Raw genomic sequence first — 23,002 nt, 5'->3', positions numbered from 1 at the left:
TGGCTAACGCGATTTGCTAGCGGCTGATTAACAAGTGCAAAGCAAACCACTATGCATTAAAGCGCCATAAGGTTACGTGCTTTTCACTGAGCTGGCTGGTGCGTTTGGTGACTTTAATCACTTGGTGAAGTTGAGTTTGTGCCAGCAATTCAAAGTTATTCCCCAAAGTTTGTTGAACTCCTTCAAATCCCACTAGGTTTTCACCATTAACCTTAATACCACCAAGCCACTTTTCTTTCGGAGCAACCTGAGCATCAAACTGATAATCGGAAGCAATAACTAACAAAGCACCGTCGTTCAAAAGAGTAGAGACTTGCTTTAGAAACTGCTTTGGATCGTAACATTGTTCTAGTACTTGCTGGGCGAGTATTACGTCATAGCCGGTGAAAATGTCTTTTAGATTTGTTGCATCGCCTTGGCTAAACAACACATTTTGGGCAGCTGACAAGCCAACATCTGTTAATGAAAGCTCATGAAAATCTACAATATCTCCCTCTTGCACTGTTTCAAAACGCACCGCTTCACCAAGTTGAAGTTTAACGCCGTGCTGAATATAGCGCGCTGAAAAGTCGACCCCATCAACATGCTCAAACAAGTCCGCAAGAGCAAAACTTGTGCGGCCAACACTACAGCCTAAATCCAATAATTTTTCTGTATTGGCATTGTGCTCGACAAGCCAAGTACGAACCTGCTCGGCTAGTTGCTGCTGATAATTACCACCGCTAAGACCGACATTCTGATAGTGACTTTGCAGCTGTTGGCAAACATCTTGGTCTTGTTCAAAATGGTTGGCAGGCACTAGTGGCATAGCTTGCTGCTCGCTTTCCACATAACGGAATCCTGCATGTTGGAAGAAGTGACGGCGAAACGCGTAGCGCGAACTCGCAATCGCTTCGTTACCGGTGGAAATCCATGAACCGCCCTTAATCAAGTTATGTTTACCGTCAAAGGTAGGCGTGGAAAAGTCATCGTATAACGGATGCACTTTAAAGCCTTCAAAAGCATCAATGCTCGACTCAGTCCATTGCCAAACATTACCCACTACATCAAAAATGCCTTGGTTATCGAACTTATCGACAGGGCAGCTAGAGGCAAAATATTCTAGGTTTGTATTGCCTAGAGCTTCTTGCCAATCGGGTAAGTCGCCAGCGACTTTTTCACGCAGTACATACCATTCAGGCTCAGTAGGCAACCTGACATTGCGCCCCGTAACACTCGACTGCCAATTACAAAAGGCTTTCGCTTCTAAGTAGTTAACTTCAACTGGCCAATTTAAAGGTAATGGCATTTCCGACAATAGATTGCGCTGATAATAACCATCGTCTTTTTTCAACCAAAAACGTGGCATAGTCGCCTGTTTATAACTCAACCATTGCTGACCTTCAGGCGACCAATACGAAGGTGTTTGATAACCCCCAGCCTCGACAAAAGCCATAAACTCTTGGTTAGAAACTAAATACTTACTGGCGCGAAAATCAGGCACCTCTAGCGATGCAGCGCCGTATTCGTTGTCCCAACCATAGGTGTTATCGTCGGCTTTTTTTCCTAGCTCAATCGCTTGCGCAGCAACTGGCAGCAGCTCGTTAATTGGTGCTTGGCCTTGATAAGGACATGACTGCCATGCTTCAGTCGGTGTTAAATCTTGCAATGGCAACATACGCATAATCACTGACGAGGTTTCCAAGTGAATTCGCTCATGCTCGCTGCCCATCAAAATGATCCAAGCAAGTGAGTCTTGCGTGATGGGCAAGCTCAGCTCCATGGTGTCAATTAATTCGCAGACCAAATCAAACACTTGATTGCGATATGTTCTCACTTCGTCAACACTTGGCCAGTCGTAATGTGCGCTGTTGAGATCGTCCCAACTCATTTCATCAACACCCACCGCGCAAATCGCTTCAAGCTTTTCATTTATTCGCTGCTTTATAAACTTACCCAGCATCAGCTTGTTAATGTAAAAAGTTGCCGTATGGCCGTAATAGAAAATCAATGGGTGGCGCAGCGGCTCTGGTCGTGAGTAAAACGCTTCGTCGTTATTGATCAAAGCAAACAGTGACTCATAAGTTTGCCAGCTGTTGATATAGTAAGCTTTTAGTTCCGCGCGTTTTGCTGCAATTTGCTCGATGTTGCCTGATTGCGAGTCTGCTGCGGTTAAATATGGGGTTTTTAGTTGTTGTTTCGTAATATTCATCATAAGAACGCATTATCCTGTCGTCAGTAATGCAATATTGTTATTGGGCTGATACTTAGTGAGTACACTACGAGTTAACTGCTCGCCTAGCTCACGGTGAAGTAAATTGCTTTTATTCATGGCTTGGCCAGAGCGAATAATGCGTTTGGCCAACCAATCACTGTCTGCAAATAACTCGTACGCACTGGGTTCCTGCATCTGCTTAGTTGCACATTTACTATCTAGACCGTTGTTAACGTGATGTTCTTTTTCCCGAGAATACATTTGAACAGGTAGGGCTTGTTCAATAAACGGCGTGGCTAACAAAGTTCTTCCTTTATCGTTGTGATATGCCTCAAGTGCATCGACAAGGTTAGCAAGGGCAAATACCACATTGACATAAGGATCATATGCCATGCTAGCTGAGCCTAATCTATGCTCCACTCGCGCAGTTTTTTGCCAGTTTTGTTCGCTTAGCAACGCTTGGCTGTGTTGATCATACAATATGACTTCAACGCCCATGGGTTGGTTGTGTTTGCCTCGCTCTTTATAAAGCGCAATACTGCCTTGATGGCCACCTGAAATGTCGGTTGGCGAGCAAAGTTCTTGTGCTAGGCCATATTTATTTTTCAGTGCAAGTCGTTCAAATGCATCTGGTTCTGGCATAAATAACAAACAGTTCGCTAGGCTAGTATTGAGAAAACAACGTTGAAGTATCTCGCCGAAATTATCATGTGCAACTAAGTTTTTGCCGTCGCTATCAAGCACACTGACATTGACTTGAATGGCATTGGGAATATGAACAGCACGGGCTTTTTCAGTAAATATGTTTTTACTGCCGAGTGCTAATTGCCCCTGATCGCCAGACCATACCACTGGCTTAATTAGGGTTTGATCAAAGCCGTGCTGAGCAAAAAGTTTCGGCAACAGTTGCATAGCCTGCGCAAGGTTCTGTGCCTCTTTTAATGGCGATTGACCTGCGAATAATGACACGTACTCCCACTGGTTATGCCAATATTCAGCAACTAACTGCCCCTCAATACCTGCATGTTGTAGTGCTTTGTTAATTTGAACAAAGTGTTCAGAGGATAACTTTCGCTCGCGAGTATGTTCGCGAGCTTTGTGAGAAGCTGATTTTCGATGGGAAAGTTCAGCGGCAGTAGCTGATTTGTTGCCGACTTTAGTACCTGATAATGTGCGATTAATCGAAACTTGATTAGCTAAGTTTTGGCTTGAATGACAACAGCCCTCTAGCTCAAAATGAACTAGCGGCTTATAACCGAGCGCTTCAATATGACCTTGGAAAATAGTAATTGCTCGCCTTGCGAGCGCGCTAGTTGTCATACCTTTTTCTCTATTGTTTTGGTACGGCTTTTTACTTAGCTTTTGATTCAAATGCTTGCCCGTCTATTTAACCTATGTCTATTACTAATCACCAACTTCAATTAATTAGTTGGCATTAATTGCAAACAGACCCGCTTAGCATCGATTAACTCTACCCTAACAATATTGCACAACAAATAAAACAGCCAAGATTTCACTATTATTCTTGATAGATCACTACTTGGTTTTTACCGTTCATTTTTGCTTGGTAAAGCGCTTTATCAGACTGTACATAGAGCGTTGCTCTATCTTGCATGCTACTGTCAATAGCACTAATACCGACACTGCAAGTAATGGTAATTTGTTGGCCAGATTCATTGGTAAATAAGGCTTGTTGAATATTTGCCGCCAACCTTTTGGCAATAGTTTCAGCTTGCTCGGCATCAGTTCTGGGTAAAATACACAAAAATTCTTCGCCGCCAATGCGCCCCAGCACATCACCAACACGTAATGTGTCTTGCGCTATCTGGCTAACCCGATAAATCACTTCATCGCCAAATGGATGGCCATAGTTATCGTTAACTTGCTTAAAGTTATCAATATCGAACAATAAAATTGCTAAATCACCGTTTCTGCCATGACTTGTCGCGATGAGTTTATCCAAGTATTCGAAAACATAACGACGATTAAAAACCCCTGATAATGGGTCGGTAATTGACAGCTCATAAATTCGCTTATTCTTGAGATATAAAACGACTGCAATGGTCAACGCGAGTACCAGTGCGGTGGCTATACCAGCCGTTATGGTAATTTGCTGCCAAGTGCTTTGCTCTTTGCTTGCCTGCTGCAACGATTGCACCCTACTACGTTGCTCTAATAAGGAAAGTTCAACACTTTGTCGTTCGAGTTCCATGGCCGCGCGAACACGAATAAGCTGTCTAGTGGAGTTACTAATGAGCAATGCTGAATAAGCTTCATAATAGTCTTTCAATAACTGATAACTTTGTTGATATTGCCCTCTAGCATAAAGCAAAGCGGCGCGAATTTTTTTGTTTTCCAGCGTCCAAGTAGTCCCCGCAAGCTCTGGCATTTTCGCAAAAATTTGCTCTGCACGAACAATGTTTTCTTCGGCTTCCTCCAGTTTCCCTTGCTTAATAAAGCAGCCCGCTTTTTGTTTATAGAGCTCAGCATCATAATCTATCTGGCCGTTGAGCATTAACGCATTGTCTATGGTGGCTATCGCCTTTGCACAATTGCCTTGTTCGGCATAAGTCATTCCCAATCCATAAGCGCCAAAGTAACTAATGTCTCGATTTGGGGTGTAATTTATGCGCTTTAAATACAAATTGAATTTCGCAATCGCCTTGTCGTATTGCTTCATATAGCGATAGGTTGACGCCAAGCCATAAATAGCCTCAGCAACGAAGGGACGGTAACCTAGACGCTCATAAGTGTCGAGCGCACGGTTATAGTATTCAATGGACTTGTCATATTCATGCATGTAGCCATAAACAGCACCATAGGTTTCATTGATCACGGCGATAAGAAAGTGGTCATCCATGGCAAATGCTTCGACATAGGCTTCTTGTAAATCTGATAAAGAAGTTTCATAAAGCTCGGTTAGACTGAGTGAGTATGCTAAATGTTGCTTTCCCCATGTGTAGGCGTAATTGAGGTTTTCATTTTTTGCTAGCGCCATTGCGGCCCTAAGACTCGCAATAGCTTGACCGTACTGCCCTTGGCGCTCGGCAACAACGCCACTATAAATGCCAATATGGGCTCGTATTTCAGGCGAGGTTTGATCAGTAATTAAGGCTTTTGCGGCAGCAACGGTTTGCTCAAATTCTTTGTGAAAATACAGTAAATCTTCAGCGTGGGCTTTGCGGTAAAGTAGCCAAAGATAAGCTTCATCACTCAGCGCTTGTTTATTGTTTTCAATGGCGAGCAGCTGTTGGTAAACCGGGTGGGGATTGCGGTTTATATCATTGCCAATGGCTTTAAAATGTTCCACTGAGTAGCTGTTAGCTAAAACCACAGCACTAAATAACCAAGCGCAAAAAAAGCAAGCAAGCATGATTGCACATCTAAATTGCAGCACTTACAACGTCCTTGTAGATGGTTAACCGATTAAATAAGGGTCATGATAACGCAATTCAAAAGCGTTTAACATTTGTACAAGAGGTTAATTTCAAACCTTATTTTGATAATTTTCTAGCTTTAGTTATTCATTAAGCGCTTAAAGTCTTTTATTGAAAAGCCATTGAGTAGTTGGTCACCTACTTTGAGTACTGGCACAGCGCGAAAGCCAAGGCGATTCAGCTCTTTTTGCCCTGCGGGTGTTTTAACATTCACCAGCCGATATGGGTAATTATTTTCGTCTAGATAGCGCTTTGCCGTATCGCAATGAGGGCAACGAGCCATAGTGTATAAAACAATGCGTTTCATGCTTACTCTGGTACTTCAACACAATTATAATTACATGCAATTCTACTGGCTGTTATTGCTCAAAAACACAAAATCAATACAAATTAATACAAAAAAATTACATGTATTAATTCAAGGTTAACATTTACGTGCCGAAATTTTACACATACAATCCACCTTATTTATTTTCACTGAGTTTATTGTTTTGTTGTCAATTTTTTGTACTCGCGCATGCATTACGTTTTCTCTTTTAACCATATTAATCACCGTAAAGGCTCAAGCTGTTGAAGACAAACTTTGGGCTAATGCCCTGAATACTTTTCAACAGACCAAGGGACAATTAGCCAAAGGACAAAAGCTCTCTGATATATCAAAGATATTGGTTTCTAATTGCAACGTTCAGTGGTCCAATAAATACGAAATTGAAGCTCTAAAATCACAAGCATCAATATTTGAAAAGTCATATGGATTAGAATTGAGGGGGGGGTACACCACAGACAATATAGAGCAAAGCACCGATAATATTGACGGCAGTACATATTTAGAGCTTTCATGGGATGCTCTGAAATCTGGCTACAAAGACTATAAATATAAAGCCAAGGCCTTAAAGCGCGAAGCTGCTATTGAAAAGCTTAGCGGCCAACTGAAACAAAAAATACTCAAAAATGAATGCCGTCGATACCTAATTGACTCTCATTTTTCAGCAATGCAAGCCTATCTAACCAGCTTGAAACTGGCGTTTATGGAAGACATCTACCAAGTTGAACGTCAAGCCTACTTCAAAGGGCAAAGCTACCTGGATGAACTGTTAATTTCTGAAGAAGATATTACATTAGCTCGCCAACGTTTAGAGCACATTAATAACGTTTCTGAGACTTCAGTTAGTATTGATGAACTTCTCAACCCACCAATCATCAACATTGATTTTCAAAAGCTATTGAATGCCATTAACGAGCTAGACTACTTCTATAAAGTTAAAAAATTAAAATCTCAGCAGTTATCGGATAAATACGCTAAAGAAGAGTCGTTCATTGATAACTCTCGTTTTCGTATGTTTATCAGAAAGGAGTTTGACTTAGCACGCTCTGGTGAAGATGAATTGGTCGCAGGCATAAGATTTCAAACCCCAATAAATTTTTATGGCGGTAAAAACCAGAAGCATGCACGCCTTAATCAACTTGAAAGTGACTTAAACCATGAAAAATGGGAAATAATTACTAGAGCTAGAAGTGCATACCAATCATTACAAGAACAACTTGAAAGGACAATAAAGCAACATTACCGATTACTTCGAACACAAGAAAAAGTTCATCGTATTGAGCGCTATGCTGCAACAGGGAAGCAATTGGAAATAGCTGCTGTCAACGTAAGAGTACGAAGTTATTTGGACGCAGCATTAGAAATGATTGATGCAAAAGAGGAGCTTTATCGAAGAGTAAATGAAGTCTTTCTCGCTGCTAGGGTTGACTACGACCCAAGTTACATAAAAGTTAGTAGTGATCACCATGTAAAATACCGCTCTAGGCTTGGTGAGCGTTCTGTTTACTTGTGGTCAGATGAGTTTAACCGTTACAGTAATTCACAGTTAGTATCATTAATTGACGCAAAAAACATTTCTAGTGTTTTACTAACAGCAAGCTCAAAAGTGGATGGCGCAAAGCGCGCTCAATTTATAAAAGATGCGAGTCAAATTGGCGTCAATGTTACTCAACTAATCGGTGAGCCCGAATGGGTCATGACTGCAAATCATGCAAAGGCACTTGCTGCGATAGAAAGCTTAAGTGCGGTTCACGACCGAGTTCATTTGGATATCGAGCCTCATACTTTGAAAAGCTATCCATCAAATAGCACAAAATTGCTCAATCAATACATATCATTGCTGAAAGAGATACGTGCTAGGCACCCCAATTTAAACATTAGCATTTCTGTTCCATATCATTGGGAAAAATCAGTCTACGAACAAGCTTCAAACTATGTAGACCAAATTTATCTGATGGCTTATGGAACTTCCTCTCTAGATTTGATTGTTAATCGTACTCAAATGCTATTGGAGTATATCCCATTGAATAAGTTAGTACTGGCTGTTCGACAGCAAGAAATTAAGGATGAGCTAACACTAGAAGCACTCATTCAAGAAGTATCTCAAGCTACAGGTATTGAGCAGTACGCTACGCATAAACTAGCCATATACACGCAGAGGTAAATTTTGAAGTTGTACAATCGCAAAAGCTATATAAGCAGCGCTCCTGAAGGGCAATCAAAGGAGAGTACACCGTCTAAGGTCACTCAATGGGTTTATTTTGTGATACTTGCATTTATGGCCTGCTACCTTCTCTATTTACTCATTAAGCCGTATTTTATTATTTCCGCTAACGGCATAGTTAATATAGAGCGCAGTTCATTAATGTCCAGTTATACAGGTAGGATTTCAAAGCTACATATCAAAGAAACGGACGAAATTACTTCTGGCCAACTGATAGCAACGTTAGCCCCAGAAAAAGCGTGCTTAGCTGAAAACAACAAAGATCTAACAAAACTTCAAGATGACATACTTGTTTTAACTACCAAACGAGAAGCGCTTATCAAAGAGCGTACTTATATCAAGTCGATAATTTCACCAAGTACTGCGTTCTATCGAGCGCTCGAGATCAATGCCGAGTTATTTCGAGAGCCAAACCAAAACAACATCTTGCGAGAAAAGCAGTGGCATTCGTTAGGGTATGAAATTGAACAATTAGGGCAAGAGCTTAACATTATGAAGCAGCGCTTAGCAGATCTAAAGCAACTAGATTCTCAAAAGCCACAAGATACAAATTGCATGGAAAAGTTTATCTACGCGCATGAAGCCGCTCTCATTGCTGAAATAGCATTCAAGGAAAGTGATTACATAAAAAAAGGGGATATACTGCTCAACTATAAACACACTTATCCTTCTGTATTTATAACGCTATTTACAAGTATTGAACTCTATCAAGATATTTATAACCAACCTAAGTTGACGGTCACCTTTCCCGATAAAAGTGAGAGCATAGCCAAAGTTAAGCATATTGATTCAACTTTATCATTGTCGCCCTCAGAACCAACAAGCAGTGAGGATATAAAACTAAAAGTGATTCTGATTCCAGAAAATAACCAAGATATTTCACTTTGGGTGAAGCACGAAAGAATGCCAGTCACGGTAAGAGGTGTACGATGAGCAACAATTTCCCAGTACAATTTATTTCTTCTCAAAATGATACTGAATTTCTATCGAATACGATAAGAGAAGAGGAACTAGACAATTATGATTGGAGCAGCTGTTCATTTATTGCAATAGACGCAACCGAGCAATCTAAAGCTTACTCCGCACTGCAAACAATTAGGCAACATAAACTTGCCAAACTGTATTTACGACCAGTGCTGTTTATCACAAGGGATGGTCAGCCGTTATCATGGAAGTTAAATGCGGCAGATGGCGCAATATCAAGCTCGCCTGGGCAAGTCATCAATAGTATTGACTGGGAAAATCACTTTTATGACATAAATAATTGGATAAACAATATTGTAGAAGACGAAGCATCACCTGAAAACAATTTACCAATCCGTATTCTACGTATGATGGCAAGCAGAAACATGCTAGCCGAGCCAATTAAAACGGCCGAAAACTCGAACGGCTTTGTTTACCCTCAATTGCAAGCTTTATTTAAAGCTCAAGATATGGGAACACTTCAAATGCTGGCAATTTTGGAACAACAAAATTTAATTGCTCCCAAATTGATTGATCGCGCACATTTTTGCAATCACTGTGACAGTGCATTTTTAAACTTTAAAGAAATCTGCGCAAAGTGTGATTCTCACGACATTGAAACGTTAGAGTTAGTCCATCATTTTAAATGTTCACATACCGCTGAAATTACCCAATTCAAGTCTACCCAAGAAGGGCTCCACTGTCCAAAGTGCGACACTCATTTGCGTCATATTGGGGTCGATTATGACAAACCGTCAACTGTTATAAAATGCAATGAATGTTCATACGTAGGTCAAGACTCTAAGGTGATAGCTCAATGTTACCAATGTAGTAGAACGGTTGACTCCGAGCTACTCGATGTGCGCAGGATTAACAGCTATAAAGCAACTTCTGTTGGAATCAATGCAGCCTACTATGGTTTAACTACTTATTTTACTGACATTCTTGAATCAGAAATGCAGCTTTTAACTCTTAAAGAGTTTGAACTAGTTGTTGATATTGAAGGCGCTAGAATCAAAAGATATAAGAAATCAGAAAGCACGTTAGCGATCATTCAATTAGTAGATTTAGACACAATATACCTTTCGTTGGGCAACAGAGCTAAGCAAGTCTTTACCGAATTAGCAGAAATATTCAAATCTGTATTTAGAGAGTCTGACGCAATTACAGCATATAACGAGAGTGTTTTTACTGTTTTAATGACTGAAACAAGTAAAGAAAATGCAGATATTGCAATAGAACGCCTAAAAAATTCGACAGAAATGCTGTTTGCTCAAAACTTCAACAGAGAACAACAGATTTCGTTCTCGACCAGTACGATTAATGGTGAACAAGACGTAAAGCAAATGCTGGAAAATTTTCTAGATTCAGAGGGTGAAAACCTTGATTGAACAAGCGTTAAGCTTTCTGTTTAATTTAACCCTCCCACAATTATTCAGCTACTTCTGGCCATTTTTTATGCTGGACATGGTCCGTTATGTCATTATTGAGGGTATTGTTTTGGCAATATATTTACCTAAGCGACGAAAAAGCGCAGGTCAATACGAACAAGCCAGAAAACAACTATTTTTTGATAAGCCAAGAGTATCAGTAATTGTTCCCGGTAAAAATGAAGGTAAGCATTTACCAGAACTAGTTAAATCACTAAGCCAACAAAGCTATTCAAATATAGAGCTGATTGTAGTTGACGATGGCTCTGATGATATGACACCAGTTATTTGCAGAGGACTCGAGAAACAAGGAAAAATTGATATTTTTATCAGAAATGATGTGCGAGGAGGCAAGGCCTCAGCTGCAAATACAGCGCTCCAATTTGCTAGCGGTCAATATATAGTGCACCTTGATGCTGATACGCACATGGCAGATAATGCAATTGAGCATATGCTAATCCCTTTCTTAATGGACCAAACAATAGGATGTGTAGGTGGAGATGTACGAGTTGCTAACCACGCAGACTCACTAATCACACAAACTCAAGCCCTCGAGTACACTAAAAGCCTTATGTTGGGAAGGACTGTTTCATCTCAATTAGGTATTTTAAGAATTGTATCAGGGGCATTCGGCGCATTCAGAAAGGATGTATTAATGCAAATACATGGCTGGGATGTTGGGCCAGGCCTAGATGGAGACATAACACTAAAAATTAGAAAGCTGGGCTACAGAGTAGCTCATGAACCAGCAAGCGTCTGCTACACTAATGTTCCTTCAACTATGACAAAATTAGCTAAACAGCGCTACCGTTGGGATAAATCCATTATTAGGTTTAGGCTACGCAAGCATTTAGACATTCTTAAGCCATCCAAAGAGTTTAGTTGGAGTAACTTCATTTCAGTCGCAGATAACCTAGTCTTCAACCTGCTACTCGACTTGAAATGGTTTTTTTATTTTTTCCAAGTTATTCAACTTACGCCACTTTATATTATGTTCATATTAATAATTAACTATATTCTGTACGCCTTAGCTAATTTAGTGCAGTGGCTATTCTCGATAAGACTGCAGAGAAGCTTGAATCAAAAAGTTGATTATAAAGGGCTACTTTTTGTTCCACTGATGCCAATTTACACAGGCTTTTATTTAAGGTTTATTAGAACTTTCTCTTATGTCATGGAGTTTATCCATAAGCGTTCTTATGCTGATGCTTGGAATCCTTGGAAAGTCTCAAAAGTTGCTAAGCGCAACAAACTGTAGTACATTTTACAATCAATTGTCGTCTCGACAGCATGTTCATATCTAATTGATGAGTCGAAGAAAAATGATCAAATATAGTCTTTCACTGGCCCTATACCTAGTAGCAGCCTATGTATCAGCTACTCCCATTGTCGTCGACACAAGTTTCTGGACACAAGAAGCAGGTCCTTCGAATAGCCGCAACACTGGAACATGGGTAGGCCTTCACAGTGATGCCCCTGAAAAGCGCGGAAACTCATCTGGTGCCTTAATTAGTGATTTTGAGCTGATAGGCGACTTTGCCTTCACAGGCTTATTTACACCGACAACCGAAAACTACGACGACAACGACATCTTGGGCGTTGTTTTTGGGTGGCAAGATGAATCAAATCACTTCAGGCTAGGTTGGTCACAAAATTACTCAAAGCCAACCGATGATAGAGCAATAGCAGATATAACCGGGCGTTCTGGCCTATTTTTAATTGAAGAAATAAACGGAAGCTCAAATACTATATTTCACCTACCAGAATTATTTTGGGCAGATGACACTACCTATCAATTTGGCATTGAAAGATTAGGTAGCGAATTTGCGATAGCAATTGGTACCGAAAATTCAGCACCCAATATTCAATTCAGCGTTAGTAATGACTCTTTCTCAACAGGCAAAGTTGGTGTTTACACAGAAAGCCAAACAGCAAGGTTTGGTCAACTGCAAATTAATGGAATAGTACCCCAGCCTCAAATTCAAACGCTTGCGATACCTGAGCCTAGCATAGCTTTGTTATTAGCTATTGCTTTTATATTGATGATTATCACAAGTAGCTCGAAACAAAACGTCCCCCCACTAAAACGCTCAATTCAGTATAGTTACTAATCGTTTTGAAAAGGCGAGTACATCTAATACTCGCCTTTAGTTAGCTAGTAAAGCAAGGTATAAAGCTTGCGACGATATTTGCTAGCGAGTGGATCACCGTCTGGTAAGGCTTTCATCACATCTAGCAGTAGTTTTTTACTATCGGCGTCATCACGGGCAGTTTGCACACGATTAAACAGCAATGCGAGCGCGTCTTCATGGCGGTTAACTTGGCTATACTGCGCAGCTAATTGCTGAATAAGCTGCGGGTCATCAGGTGACTCTGCAAGCTTAGCTTCTAGAGCTTGTAATTCAGGTGAGTTTGACGCCTCGTTGGCCAGTTCAAGCTTAGCAACAACAGCTTGATAATAGCTGTCTTGGTCGACCATCATGACCGTATCAAGCAATGTTTGCGCATCTTCAGTTTTACCACAACTTACGCATGCATCAGCCAGTACTAATTTAATGTCTGCACGGCTACTATCTAAGTCGAAGGCTTGCTTCGCTGCCGAATACGCTTGGTTAGCATCGCCATTGGCTAACGCAGCTTGTGCTTGAGCTAAAAATTCATCCTGCGGCTGCGGAAGGTGTTTAGCCAAAAACTGCTCAATAGCTTCATCAGGTTGTGGGCCTGACAACGCATCTATTGGCTGCCCAGCTTTTACCAGCACCGCTGTTGGTAAACCTTGAATACCAAACTGCATAGCAATTTGCTGTTGTGCCTGACAGTCAACGTCTGCAAAAATAACGTGTTCACTAGCAGTTGCGGTTTTGCTTGCAAGCTTATCTCTTAGCTCAAGACTTTCTGGTACCTGGTCAGCCCAAAAGGCCACCAATACAAGCTTTTCTTTACTGTCTTCTAGTACAACTTGCTGAAAATTTTCTAACGTTAGCGATACTGCGTTCGGGTTCACGTTTTATCCTCAATGATTTTGTCTAATAACGTTAATTGGGGCAATAACATTAATTTCAATAATTGCGAACAGAATGATCTAGCAATAATCATAGCTCTTTACTCTTTTTCCCCGAATTTAGAAGAAATAAGCTGACTAAGCTAATTGACCGAATTGAATGTGGGAGTGCTAGCGCTAAACCATTGGTGCGTCATAAGTTGATTGAGCGGCAATATATTGAACAGCAAGCCACACTTGTTTGCGCCACTTATCAAGGTGAGACGTTCTATCTTTTGCGCGTGCTAGTTGTTTAAATAAGAAAGGTTCTACGCGATCGTGATTCAATACATCGCGGCTGATTAACTTCATTCGCCAGTTAGGAAACTGACGACACTCAATATTATCAAATACCAAACAGTTTAAAATTTTATGGCGAGGATCCGCTTTAATTGTTGCAAAGAGTGCATCTACTTCTTTCGTTTCACCTTCAAAGTACTGAATAAACACCTCTTTAAAGCACAAAAAACCCGTAATGCCATACGCTGCGTTTTTTACTTCAGCGCTGGCAACTAAACTCTCTAACGAAGCACTATCGACAGGAACTAACGGCTGGCTAATATAAAAATAGGCTTTCATAACTGATTCTAGAGCACTTTCTCAAACTAACGTATAGATAGGTCAAGATATGCCTAACCTTGGGTAAATCAAGTACTGATAATAGAAGTTACAGCTTAGTTTGCAACAATACCTTGAGTGAGATCTTGAGCTAGCACAAAAACTCCAAAAACATTTTGAATGTTCATGCTATTGACCTACCTAACACCTTGCAAACGTTTAACTAAACGCAAACGCTAGCAAACCAGCACCAAGCAACAAGCGATAAATCACAAACGGCATCATGCCGAGCTTATTAATTAAAATTAAGAAAAAATGGATGCAAGCATAGGCACTAATAAATGATAACAAAGCACCAATACCGATATCGCCCCAGACTAAGGGTTCAGAGTCGCTAATGGCTTTGTACGTTAAATAGCTCCCTGCCATGGCAATTGCAGGAATCGATAATAAGAAAGAAAATCGCGCAGCATTGTCGCGGCTCAAGCCCAGCATCAAGCCCATGGTCATGGTAATTCCTGAGCGGGATGTACCCGGAATAATCGCAATGGCTTGTGCAACACCAATTAACATCGCTCCTTTAAAGCCAAGCTTTTCTATCGACACATTTTGTTTGGCTTTGATGTCAGCAAAGCCGAGCAGCACGCCAAACAGTATCGTTGTCGCCGCGATGACTAAAATTGAGCGCGAATATTCTTCAATATAATCTTTGCCGAATAGGCCAAATAAGCCAGCAGGAATGGTTGCAAATAATATCCACCACGCCAGCTTGCCGTCAAAGTTGTTACTCGCCCTACCACTACTTGAAAATGACCCAATCCACGCCATAAACATGCGACCAACTTCTTCGCGAAAGTAGATCATCACCGCAAGTAGTGAACCCACATGTACGGCGACATCAAACGACAAACCTTGATCTGTCCAGCCAAATAGCTGAGATGGCAAAATTAAATGTGCTGAGCTAGAAATTGGCAGGAACTCGGTTAGTCCTTGTATGAGCGCCAAAAGAATAATTTCAATAATATCCATAATTAATAATTGGTACTGGCTATTGGTTTGTTAAAACAGGTTGTTGCCACGGTAATGGCAATTGTTGAATGTGCTGGCTGGTTTGGTCGTAGGCTTGCCATAGGCTTGCATAGCTTTGCTGAGCAATTGGGTGGTGCAGCCTTGGTGCTATTTCCGCTAGTGGGCAAAGTACAAAAGCATTTTTTAAAATTTCATCACGCGGAATTTGTGCCGGTGAATCGGCGATACAATCGTCGTAAAGTAAGAGATCCAAATCTAACGTACGCGGACTAAACTTTACCGCATTTGGGCTGCGACCATTAGCATACTCAATATCGCGCAGCACTTTAGCAACCTTATCAAGCGACATTGACGTACGAGCTCCCACCACTAAGTTATAAAACTCAGGGCCATCAAAGCCAACGGCTTCGCATGCATACAAAGACGAAACCTCAAGCTGGCCAAAAGCTTGAGCTAAATCATCGAGCCCTTTAACCACATACTTTTCACGTTCAACATTGCTGCCAAGCGATATAAAAACTTGTGCCATTAGCTTAAATGACCACGTTCAATTTCAACGCCAACCGTTTGCGCGTTATGCACAGCACCTGGTTTACCTATCGCTAATTTCAGCCAAGGAATTTGATATTCAGTGATCAAAAAATTCGCCATGCGTTCGGCCAATGTTTCGAGTAAATCGACCGGATTTTCATTGGCAAATTGCTCAAGTGCAACAGAGATTTCAGCATAATCTAACGTTTTAGCGAGTTCGTCATTCTCTGCTGCTAATCGCGTGTTCCATCCCATGGTTAAATCAATCACTAAGGTTTGCTTGATTTGCTTTTCCCACTCATAAAAACCAATCGTGGTTTGTATCTTAAGTCCTTGAATAAAAACTTTATCCACGCTTATTCCCAGCCATATTAGGATTTGCTAAATTTAACCGCGAGTTTACCTCTCAGGGTATAGAAAAACCAGTGCTATAAGCGCTAGAATGGCCAACCAATAACCAATAACAAGCGTATTGATGGATTAAAGACGAGATGATTGTTACCGCAGCTATGATAGTGATTGCCTATTTGCTTGGCTCTATCTCAAGCGCGATATTGATCTGTCGACTTCTTGGCCTACCAGATCCCCGCTCTACAGGCTCAAAAAACCCCGGTGCTACCAACGTACTTCGCATAAGCAACAAAGCAACAGCCGCAACGGTATTACTACTTGATGTGTTAAAAGGTACCTTACCAGTTTGGGGTGCTTACTTTATGGGAGTTGAACCAATATGGTTAGGGGTGGTTGGGATGGCAGCGTGTTTGGGCCATATGTTCCCCATCTTTTTTGAACTTAAAGGGGGAAAAGCTGTTGCTACTGCGTTCGGCGTACTAGTACCAATCGGTATTGACCTTGGAGTGTTACTGCTACTTACTTGGATTATTGTTGCCAAGTCGACCCGTTATTCGAGTCTCGCCGCCATCGTTACAGTATTGCTGGCACCGCTGTATGTTTGGCTATTAAAACCGCTTTATGTCTACCCTGTACTTATGCTGTCTGCACTGATAGTAATCCGCCACAAAGACAATATTTCTCGGCTGATTAAAGGTACGGAACCTCAAATCAGCTAGAAACAATAGTTTAATCAATAGTTCGAGCCTTACTTACCAGCAAATTCCCGTTAACAAATTACCCGTTAAATCGCGGGTAACGTATCAAGCGGCCAGCGCGGTGTTGCTTTAAAAGTTAAATCAGCTGACACACCCGCTTTCAAGCGCTGCATACCTGCATAGGCAATCATTGCACCGTTGTCGGTACAAAACTCAGGACGCGGATAATACACGTTACCACCAAGCTTACCCGTCACTGCTTCAAGTTTTTCGCGCAATGAAGTATTCGCACTTACACCACCGGCTATAACTAAGCGTTTCAAGCCGCATTGCTCTAGTGCGCGGCGACATTTAATTGCAAGAGTATCAACCACAGCTTCTTGGAATGCATAAGCAATATCAGCATAGGTTTGTGCACTATTGTCTTCTTTGGCAATCGTGTTAGCGGCAAAAGTCTTTAGACCACTAAAGCTAAAATCTAAGCCAGGTCTGTCTGTCATCGGCCTTGGAAACTTAAAACGACCTTTTGTGCCGTTTTCTGCCATTTTTGCCAATACAGGGCCACCTGGGTAGTCTAACCCCAGCAGCTTAGCGGTTTTATCAAATGCCTCGCCTGCCGCATCATCGACAGATTCGCCGAGTAACTCATAGTGACCAATGCCATCAACACGCACTAACATGGTATGGCCGCCAGAAACTAGTAAGGCAACAAAAGGGAATTCAGGGACATCGTCTTCTAACATTGGCGCAAGCAAATGTCCTTCCATATGATGCACCGGTACAGCAGGTAAATCCCAACCATACGCCAAGCTTCTGCCAATTGAACAGCCAACCAATAAGGCACCAACTAAACCAGGGCCCGCGGTGTAAGCCACGCCATCAAGATCTTGAGGAGTCAGGTTTGCTTCGGCCAGCACTTCTTTAATCAGTGGAATGGTTTTGCGTACGTGATCACGCGATGCGAGTTCAGGTACTACTCCGCCATAATCAGCATGTACAGCAATTTGGCTATAAAGGCGATGCGACATAATGCCTTGCTCTTCATCATAAATTGCAATACCTGTTTCATCACAAGAAGTCTCAATACCTAAAATTCGCATACTAATAACCTATTAATCTGGTTCAGCGGCAACCATAGTAAAAATACTGGGGCGCGATTTTAGCAGTAACTGTATATCTATAGCTATACAAACCGTAAAGATAAAAAGCCAAGTTGCTGCCCGATTTATCAAAGTAGCTTTTACCTATAAGACTTTTATAACTTTTCATTATCAGAATGCGTTTTGTCTTTACAAACCTCGCTATTCGGCATAGAATGCGCGCCCCAATTAACACAATATGAGCGTATAAATGTTAGGTATGTTCGCTGTTAACAAATAACAGTAATAACCGAAAGCGTTTATAGATTTATATAGAAATATTAAGGTAAGAGGCATATGCCAGTAATTAAAGTAAGAGAAAACGAACCATTTGACGTAGCACTACGTCGTTTCAAACGTTCTTGTGAGAAAGCAGGTATCCTTTCTGAAGTACGTCGTCGCGAGTCATACGAAAAGCCGACTTGGGAGCGTAAGCGTAAGAAAGCTGCTGCTGTTAAGCGCGCTGCTAAGAAATTATCTCGTGAGAACGCACGTCGCGTTCGTATGTACTAATCACCGTTTTACACTGTTAAAACAATAATTAGTCAACTTGCTTGAGACTGAAAACATGAGTTTGCTTGTTCAATTAAAAGATGAAATGAAAGTCGCAATGCGCGCCAAGGAAAAAATTAAACTTGGTGCAATTCGTATGGCGCTTTCGTCAATCAAACAAGCGGAAATCGACAATAAAACCGAGCTCGATGATTCTGGTATTATTGCGGTGTTAACCAAAATGGTTAAACAACGCAAAGAGTCGATTACTATGTACACCGAAGGTGGTCGTGAAGAGTTAGCCGCTAATGAAGCAGCCGAAGTTGCCGCATTAGAAGCCTTTTTACCTACGCCTCTTACCGACGAAGAAATCGCAAAAATGATTTCTGATGCTATTGCCGATACCGGAGCCACTTCAATGGCCGATATGGGCAAAGTCATGGCAGTATTAAAGCCTGCAATGCAGGGTAAAGCCGATTTAGGCGCTGTCAGTGGTAAAGTTAGAGCAACTTTAAACGCATAATCTTCTTGTTGCTTTGAAAGCAACAAGCGATATGCAAAGAAAACCGTGATGTTTTGCATCGCGGTTTTTTTATGTCAAAATGCTCTGTTATGCGGGTATTTCTCTTTGGATAGTTTCCATAAAATCTCAACTCGCATTGCCGCTATAATGATAATAACTTAGGTAGTTTTGTTCCCAGCCATGGCCGGATTAATCCCACGACAATTTATAGATGACTTGCTTGCTCGCACTGATATCGTAGAGCTTATCAATGGCCGCGTTACTTTAAAAAAAGCGGGTAAAAATTATCAGGCTTGCTGCCCATTTCACACCGAAAAAACACCGTCATTTAGTGTTAGCCCCGACAAACAGTTTTACCACTGTTTTGGCTGTGGTGAACATGGCAACGCCATCTCATTTTTGATGGAGTACGATCGGCTTGATTTTGTTGATGCGATTGAAGAACTCGCGTCAATGCAAGGCATGGAAGTGCCGCGCGAAGAGCGCAGTCACACACCTGAACAGCAGCGCAAATATCAACAAGCCCAACAGCAAAAACAAAGTGACTACCAATTACTAGAGCAAATTTCGCGCTTTTATCAGCAACAATTGCGCGTTGCCAGTGACAAAGATTTCGCAATTAACTACCTAAAAAGCCGAGGGCTGTCGGGAGAAATCGCCAAACGATTTGGCATTGGCTATATCTCAGATAACTGGGATGGCATGATGAATACCTTTGCTCACAATCATCAATTAGCCAAACAACTGGTTGATCTGGGGATGGCGATTGAAAGTGAAAATGGTCGCCGTCCATACGACAGATTTCGCGGTCGCATTATGTTTCCCATTCGCGAGAAGCGAGGCAAAGTAATTGGTTTTGGTGGCCGAGTGCTTGGCGATGGCACGCCTAAGTACTTAAACTCGCCGGAAACTCGTATTTATCATAAAGGCCAAGAACTCTATGGCCTTTATGAAGCCAAACAGGCAAATAAAAACCTACAGCGACTGGTCGTAGTAGAAGGCTATATGGATGTCGTCGCGCTTGCTCAGCACGGTATTGATTACGCGGTAGCATCGCTTGGCACCTCGACCACAGCAGAGCAACTACAAACCCTATTTCGCACCGTGAATGAAGTGATTTGTTGCTATGATGGTGACAGAGCAGGCCGTGAAGCAGCTTGGCGCGCCATGGATAATGCCCTACCGCTAGTGCGAGATGGCGTGTCATTGAAGTTTGTGTTTTTGCCTGACGGTGAAGATCCTGACAGCTTAGTGCGCCAGCAAGGACAACAAGCCTTTGAGCAAGTGCTAGAACAAGCACAACCTTTGTCAAAATTCTTGTTGGAAAACCTAATTGCCAAAGTGGACATGACCAGTTTAGAAGGTCGCGCCTCACTCGCTGAATCTTTCCAACCGTTCTTAAATAAAATGCCCGCCAGCATTTTAAAAGAAAGCCTGATCAACGAAATTGCCAATAACTTTGGTACGGGTAGTGAGCATTTAGCCAAACAGCTTAGCCAAGCCTCACCATCACCAGCGAAAGCTCAAGCCAAGGCTAACACGCCAACAAGAACAACACCGGCAAGGCTTGCCATTGCACTTTTACTCGAATCACCAGCATTGGCCCAAACGCTGCCAAATCCACAAGTACTCGGCCAGCTAGATCAGCCTGGTGTAAGTTTATTAACAGAGCTGCTTGAAATTTGCACGCGCAGCCCCAATATCAACAGCGGTCAAATTATTGAGATGTTTCGTGACCGTGTTGAAGGTAAACAACTTGCCAAACTATTGTGTTGGGAACATCAAATAAACGCTGACAATGCCGAGGATGTATTCCTTGATAGCATTGAAAAGTTGTTGAATACCTTAGTTGAACAACGCACCGAATTACTGCTGCAAAAAGGTCGACTAAATCAATTAACAGCACAAGAAAAAAGAGAATTACAGGCCTTGTTAAACGAGCAATCGCTGTAACAAGATCTGACAATATGTAACGCAGTAAACAATGAAAGCACTGGCAATTTTATCGTCAACTTGCTAGAATTTATCGCTTACTGTTCTTATTTTGATAGCCATAAATAGGTGGACATTCGTCAATGGATCAAGCCCCACAATCTAGACTTAAAGAGTTAATAACCAAAGGTAAAGAACAAGGTTATTTAACTTTTGCAGAAGTTAACGATCACCTCCCTCAAGACATTATCGATTCCGATCAAGTTGAAGATATTATTCGCATGATCAACGACATGGGTATTCAGGTATTTGAAAATGCTCCTGACGCCGATGAACTGATGATGAGCGAGGCCAATACTGATGAAGATGCTGCCGAAGCTGCTGCTCAAGCACTTGCCACGGTAGAGAGTGAAATAGGCCGCACAACCGATCCGGTACGTATGTATATGCGTGAAATGGGTACGGTTGAACTACTAACGCGCAAAGGCGAAATTGTTATCGCCAAGCGTATCGAAGAAGGTATCAAAGAAGTACAACGCTCGGTAGCGGAATACCCACCAGCGATCAATTTCCTATTAGATCAATGGGACAACTTTGTTGCTGAAGAAATTCGCTTAAGCGACATTATTGTTGGTTTCTTAGACCCAGACGCTGAAGACGATGACGTAGCCGCAGCTGCAACGCACGTTGGCTCTGAATTATCGGAAGAAGAGCTTGCTGACGAAGATTCAGATTTAGAAGAATCAAACAACGGCGACGATAGCGAAGACAGCGAAGAAGAAGCCGACACAGGCCCAGATCCAGAAGTTGCAAAAGAAAAATTTGCAGCACTTCGCGAAGCTTATGAAGCGGCGAATAAAGTGATTGACGCTAAAGGTCGTGGCCACGCTGATTCAGAAAAAGCAATCGACGCTCTAGCAGATGTCTTCAAAGAATTCCGCTTAGTACCAAAAGTATTTGATCGCCTAGTGAAAAACATGCGTGACGTAATGGATCGTCTGCGTGTACAAGAGCGTTTAATCATGAAGCACTGCGTTGTTGGTGCGGGTATGCCAAAAGCTACCTTTATCAAAATCTTCCCAGGTAATGAAACAAGCTTAGACTGGTTCGATGCACAACGCAGTGCTGGCGAAACATGGTCAAACAAACTGGCTGATATTGAGCCAGAAGTAGAACGTAGCGTGCTTAAACTAAAGCAGCTTGAAGAAGAAACTTTCTTAAACGTTCACGGCATTAAAGACATTAACCGTCGTATGTCGATTGGTGAAGCGAAAGCTCGCCGCGCGAAAAAAGAAATGGTTGAAGCGAACTTACGTCTTGTTATTTCAATCGCGAAAAAATACACCAACCGTGGTTTACAATTCTTAGACCTTATCCAAGAAGGTAATATTGGTCTAATGAAAGCGGTTGATAAATTCGAATACCGTCGTGGTTACAAGTTCTCAACTTATGCAACATGGTGGATTCGCCAAGCAATCACTCGCTCGATTGCCGACCAAGCGCGTACCATCCGTATTCCTGTGCACATGATTGAAACGATTAACAAGCTTAACCGTATCTCACGTCAAATGTTGCAAGAAATGGGTCGCGAACCAACACCAGAAGAGTTGGCAGAGCGCATGGTAATGCCGGAAGACAAAATCCGCAAAGTATTGAAAATTGCTAAAGAGCCTATTTCAATGGAAACGCCAATCGGTGATGATGAAGATTCGCACTTAGGTGACTTTATTGAAGATGGCAGCGGTGAACTTCCAGTAGACTCTGCAACATCAGAGAACCTTAAGCACGCAACTCACGAAGTACTTGCAGGCTTAACTGCCCGTGAAGCAAAAGTACTGCGTATGCGTTTCGGTATCGACATGAATACTGACCACACGTTAGAAGAAGTTGGTAAGCAGTTTGATGTTACGCGTGAGCGTATTCGTCAAATCGAAGCAAAAGCACTTCGTAAGCTTCGCCACCCTTCTCGCTCTGAGCAGCTTAAAAGCTTCTTAGACGGCGAGTAATTGGTTAGCAATGAGTTACACTCATTGAATTCCTAATATAAAAAATCCAGCCTAGTGCTGGATTTTTTAAAACTCTTTCTTTTTTCAACTTTCTCTTAAACCTTTCACTTTTAACCTTTCAGTAAAACGC

Annotated in this window: 20 protein-coding genes; 10 read left to right on the top strand and 10 right to left on the bottom strand. The window is 41.8% G+C overall.

Translation table 11 applies throughout. From position 1 onward, the window contains the following. Window positions 1-49: 49 nt before the first annotated feature. From ovoA to ACSLUR_RS15635, 4 genes are all read right to left on the bottom strand, one after another. On the bottom strand, window positions 50-2,191 hold the full coding sequence (ovoA, locus tag ACSLUR_RS15650) for a 5-histidylcysteine sulfoxide synthase (protein ID WP_448556312.1): 2,142 nt from the start codon (window positions 2,189-2,191) through the stop codon (window positions 50-52). A 12-nt stretch (window positions 2,192-2,203) separates the two neighbouring features. Beyond that, on the bottom strand, window positions 2,204-3,514 hold the full coding sequence (locus ACSLUR_RS15645; protein ID WP_448556108.1) for a hypothetical protein: 1,311 nt from the start codon (window positions 3,512-3,514) through the stop codon (window positions 2,204-2,206). 199 nt (window positions 3,515-3,713) lie between these two features. Then, window positions 3,714-5,504 carry a tetratricopeptide repeat-containing diguanylate cyclase gene (locus ACSLUR_RS15640; protein ID WP_448556106.1) on the bottom strand — a complete coding sequence of 597 codons (1,791 nt, stop codon included), beginning with the start codon at window positions 5,502-5,504 and terminating at the stop codon, window positions 3,714-3,716. A gap of 206 nt (window positions 5,505-5,710) precedes the next feature. Next, a complete protein-coding gene (locus ACSLUR_RS15635; RefSeq protein WP_116017268.1) occupies window positions 5,711-5,938 on the bottom strand; it encodes a glutaredoxin family protein in 228 nt (75 codons plus the stop codon). Between the two features lie 184 nt (window positions 5,939-6,122). Here ACSLUR_RS15635 and ACSLUR_RS15630 point away from each other — a divergent pair, with 184 nt between their 5' ends. The 5 genes from ACSLUR_RS15630 (at window position 6,123) to ACSLUR_RS15610 (ending at window position 12,684) form a co-directional block, all read left to right on the top strand. Beyond that, window positions 6,123-8,120 (top strand): glycoside hydrolase family 18 protein, encoded by a 1,998-nt coding sequence (locus ACSLUR_RS15630; RefSeq protein WP_448556103.1) that lies wholly within the window; start codon window positions 6,123-6,125, stop codon window positions 8,118-8,120. 3 nt (window positions 8,121-8,123) lie between these two features. After that, entirely contained in the window at window positions 8,124-9,113 is a 990-nt protein-coding gene (locus tag ACSLUR_RS15625; RefSeq protein WP_448556101.1) for an HlyD family secretion protein, read from the top strand. Further along, entirely contained in the window at window positions 9,110-10,534 is a 1,425-nt protein-coding gene (locus tag ACSLUR_RS15620) for a TackOD1 domain-containing metal-binding protein (RefSeq protein ID WP_448556099.1), read from the top strand. The genes ACSLUR_RS15625 and ACSLUR_RS15620 overlap by 4 nt, the downstream gene beginning before the upstream one ends. Further along, the gene (locus tag ACSLUR_RS15615; RefSeq protein WP_448556097.1) at window positions 10,527-11,831 is read left to right on the top strand and encodes a glycosyltransferase family 2 protein; all 1,305 of its coding nucleotides are present in this window, start codon (window positions 10,527-10,529) and stop codon (window positions 11,829-11,831) included. Before ACSLUR_RS15620 ends, ACSLUR_RS15615 begins: the two co-directional genes overlap by 8 nt. A gap of 64 nt (window positions 11,832-11,895) precedes the next feature. Then, complete coding sequence (locus tag ACSLUR_RS15610) at window positions 11,896-12,684, top strand: hypothetical protein (RefSeq protein ID WP_448556095.1); 789 nt, start codon at window positions 11,896-11,898, stop codon at window positions 12,682-12,684. Between the two features lie 44 nt (window positions 12,685-12,728). On the opposite strand, the gene ACSLUR_RS15605 is transcribed toward ACSLUR_RS15610, so the two are convergent. The 5 genes from ACSLUR_RS15605 to folB form a co-directional block, all read right to left on the bottom strand. Beyond that, window positions 12,729-13,577, bottom strand: a complete 849-nt coding sequence (locus ACSLUR_RS15605; RefSeq protein ID WP_448556093.1) for a co-chaperone YbbN — start codon at window positions 13,575-13,577, stop codon at window positions 12,729-12,731. Between the two features lie 174 nt (window positions 13,578-13,751). Next, window positions 13,752-14,192 carry a BLUF domain-containing protein gene (locus ACSLUR_RS15600; protein ID WP_448556091.1) on the bottom strand — a complete coding sequence of 147 codons (441 nt, stop codon included), beginning with the start codon at window positions 14,190-14,192 and terminating at the stop codon, window positions 13,752-13,754. A gap of 198 nt (window positions 14,193-14,390) precedes the next feature. Next, window positions 14,391-15,200, bottom strand: a complete 810-nt coding sequence (locus ACSLUR_RS15595; protein WP_448556089.1) for an undecaprenyl-diphosphate phosphatase — start codon at window positions 15,198-15,200, stop codon at window positions 14,391-14,393. A gap of 19 nt (window positions 15,201-15,219) precedes the next feature. After that, window positions 15,220-15,729, bottom strand: coding sequence for a 2-amino-4-hydroxy-6-hydroxymethyldihydropteridine diphosphokinase (folK, locus tag ACSLUR_RS15590; RefSeq protein ID WP_448556087.1), 510 nt, complete (start codon window positions 15,727-15,729; stop codon window positions 15,220-15,222). Next, a complete protein-coding gene (gene folB / locus ACSLUR_RS15585; protein ID WP_116001184.1) occupies window positions 15,729-16,085 on the bottom strand; it encodes a dihydroneopterin aldolase in 357 nt (118 codons plus the stop codon). Before folB ends, folK begins: the two co-directional genes overlap by 1 nt. A 137-nt stretch (window positions 16,086-16,222) precedes the next feature. Between folB and plsY the strand changes: the two genes are divergently transcribed. Next, window positions 16,223-16,801 (top strand): glycerol-3-phosphate 1-O-acyltransferase PlsY, encoded by a 579-nt coding sequence (gene plsY, locus ACSLUR_RS15580; protein WP_374188839.1) that lies wholly within the window; start codon window positions 16,223-16,225, stop codon window positions 16,799-16,801. Window positions 16,802-16,866: 65 nt separating this feature from the next. Here plsY and tsaD read toward each other — a convergent pair whose 3' ends face one another. Further along, a complete protein-coding gene (tsaD, locus tag ACSLUR_RS15575) occupies window positions 16,867-17,880 on the bottom strand; it encodes a tRNA (adenosine(37)-N6)-threonylcarbamoyltransferase complex transferase subunit TsaD (protein ID WP_448556084.1) in 1,014 nt (337 codons plus the stop codon). Between the two features lie 336 nt (window positions 17,881-18,216). Between tsaD and rpsU the strand changes: the two genes are divergently transcribed. From rpsU to rpoD, 4 genes are all read left to right on the top strand, one after another. Further along, complete coding sequence (gene rpsU / locus ACSLUR_RS15570) at window positions 18,217-18,432, top strand: 30S ribosomal protein S21 (protein WP_074500846.1); 216 nt, start codon at window positions 18,217-18,219, stop codon at window positions 18,430-18,432. A 55-nt stretch (window positions 18,433-18,487) separates the two neighbouring features. Then, on the top strand, window positions 18,488-18,934 hold the full coding sequence (locus tag ACSLUR_RS15565) for a GatB/YqeY domain-containing protein (RefSeq protein WP_448556082.1): 447 nt from the start codon (window positions 18,488-18,490) through the stop codon (window positions 18,932-18,934). A 180-nt stretch (window positions 18,935-19,114) separates the two neighbouring features. Next, entirely contained in the window at window positions 19,115-20,887 is a 1,773-nt protein-coding gene (gene dnaG / locus ACSLUR_RS15560) for a DNA primase (RefSeq protein WP_448556080.1), read from the top strand. A gap of 122 nt (window positions 20,888-21,009) precedes the next feature. Beyond that, complete coding sequence (gene rpoD, locus ACSLUR_RS15555; protein ID WP_448556079.1) at window positions 21,010-22,872, top strand: RNA polymerase sigma factor RpoD; 1,863 nt, start codon at window positions 21,010-21,012, stop codon at window positions 22,870-22,872. Window positions 22,873-23,002: the final 130 nt, after the last annotated feature.

This window comes from Thalassotalea montiporae (genome assembly GCF_053485855.1).
This window is presented reverse-complemented; position numbering and strand designations above follow the sequence as displayed.

Coding starts and splice junctions, on each gene's coding strand:
- folK (WP_448556087.1), bottom strand. CDS start 15,729: ATGGCACAAGTTTTTATATCGCTTGGCAGCAATGTTGAACGTGAAAAG.
- ACSLUR_RS15645 (WP_448556108.1), bottom strand. CDS start 3,514: ATGACAACTAGCGCGCTCGCAAGGCGAGCAATTACTATTTTCCAAGGT.
- plsY (WP_374188839.1), top strand. CDS start 16,223: ATGATTGTTACCGCAGCTATGATAGTGATTGCCTATTTGCTTGGCTCT.
- ACSLUR_RS15595 (WP_448556089.1), bottom strand. CDS start 15,200: ATGGATATTATTGAAATTATTCTTTTGGCGCTCATACAAGGACTAACC.
- rpoD (WP_448556079.1), top strand. CDS start 21,010: ATGGATCAAGCCCCACAATCTAGACTTAAAGAGTTAATAACCAAAGGT.
- ACSLUR_RS15565 (WP_448556082.1), top strand. CDS start 18,488: ATGAGTTTGCTTGTTCAATTAAAAGATGAAATGAAAGTCGCAATGCGC.
- ovoA (WP_448556312.1), bottom strand. CDS start 2,191: ATGAATATTACGAAACAACAACTAAAAACCCCATATTTAACCGCAGCA.
- ACSLUR_RS15610 (WP_448556095.1), top strand. CDS start 11,896: ATGATCAAATATAGTCTTTCACTGGCCCTATACCTAGTAGCAGCCTAT.
- ACSLUR_RS15635 (WP_116017268.1), bottom strand. CDS start 5,938: ATGAAACGCATTGTTTTATACACTATGGCTCGTTGCCCTCATTGCGAT.
- ACSLUR_RS15620 (WP_448556099.1), top strand. CDS start 9,110: ATGAGCAACAATTTCCCAGTACAATTTATTTCTTCTCAAAATGATACT.
- tsaD (WP_448556084.1), bottom strand. CDS start 17,880: ATGCGAATTTTAGGTATTGAGACTTCTTGTGATGAAACAGGTATTGCA.
- rpsU (WP_074500846.1), top strand. CDS start 18,217: ATGCCAGTAATTAAAGTAAGAGAAAACGAACCATTTGACGTAGCACTA.
- dnaG (WP_448556080.1), top strand. CDS start 19,115: ATGGCCGGATTAATCCCACGACAATTTATAGATGACTTGCTTGCTCGC.
- ACSLUR_RS15600 (WP_448556091.1), bottom strand. CDS start 14,192: ATGAAAGCCTATTTTTATATTAGCCAGCCGTTAGTTCCTGTCGATAGT.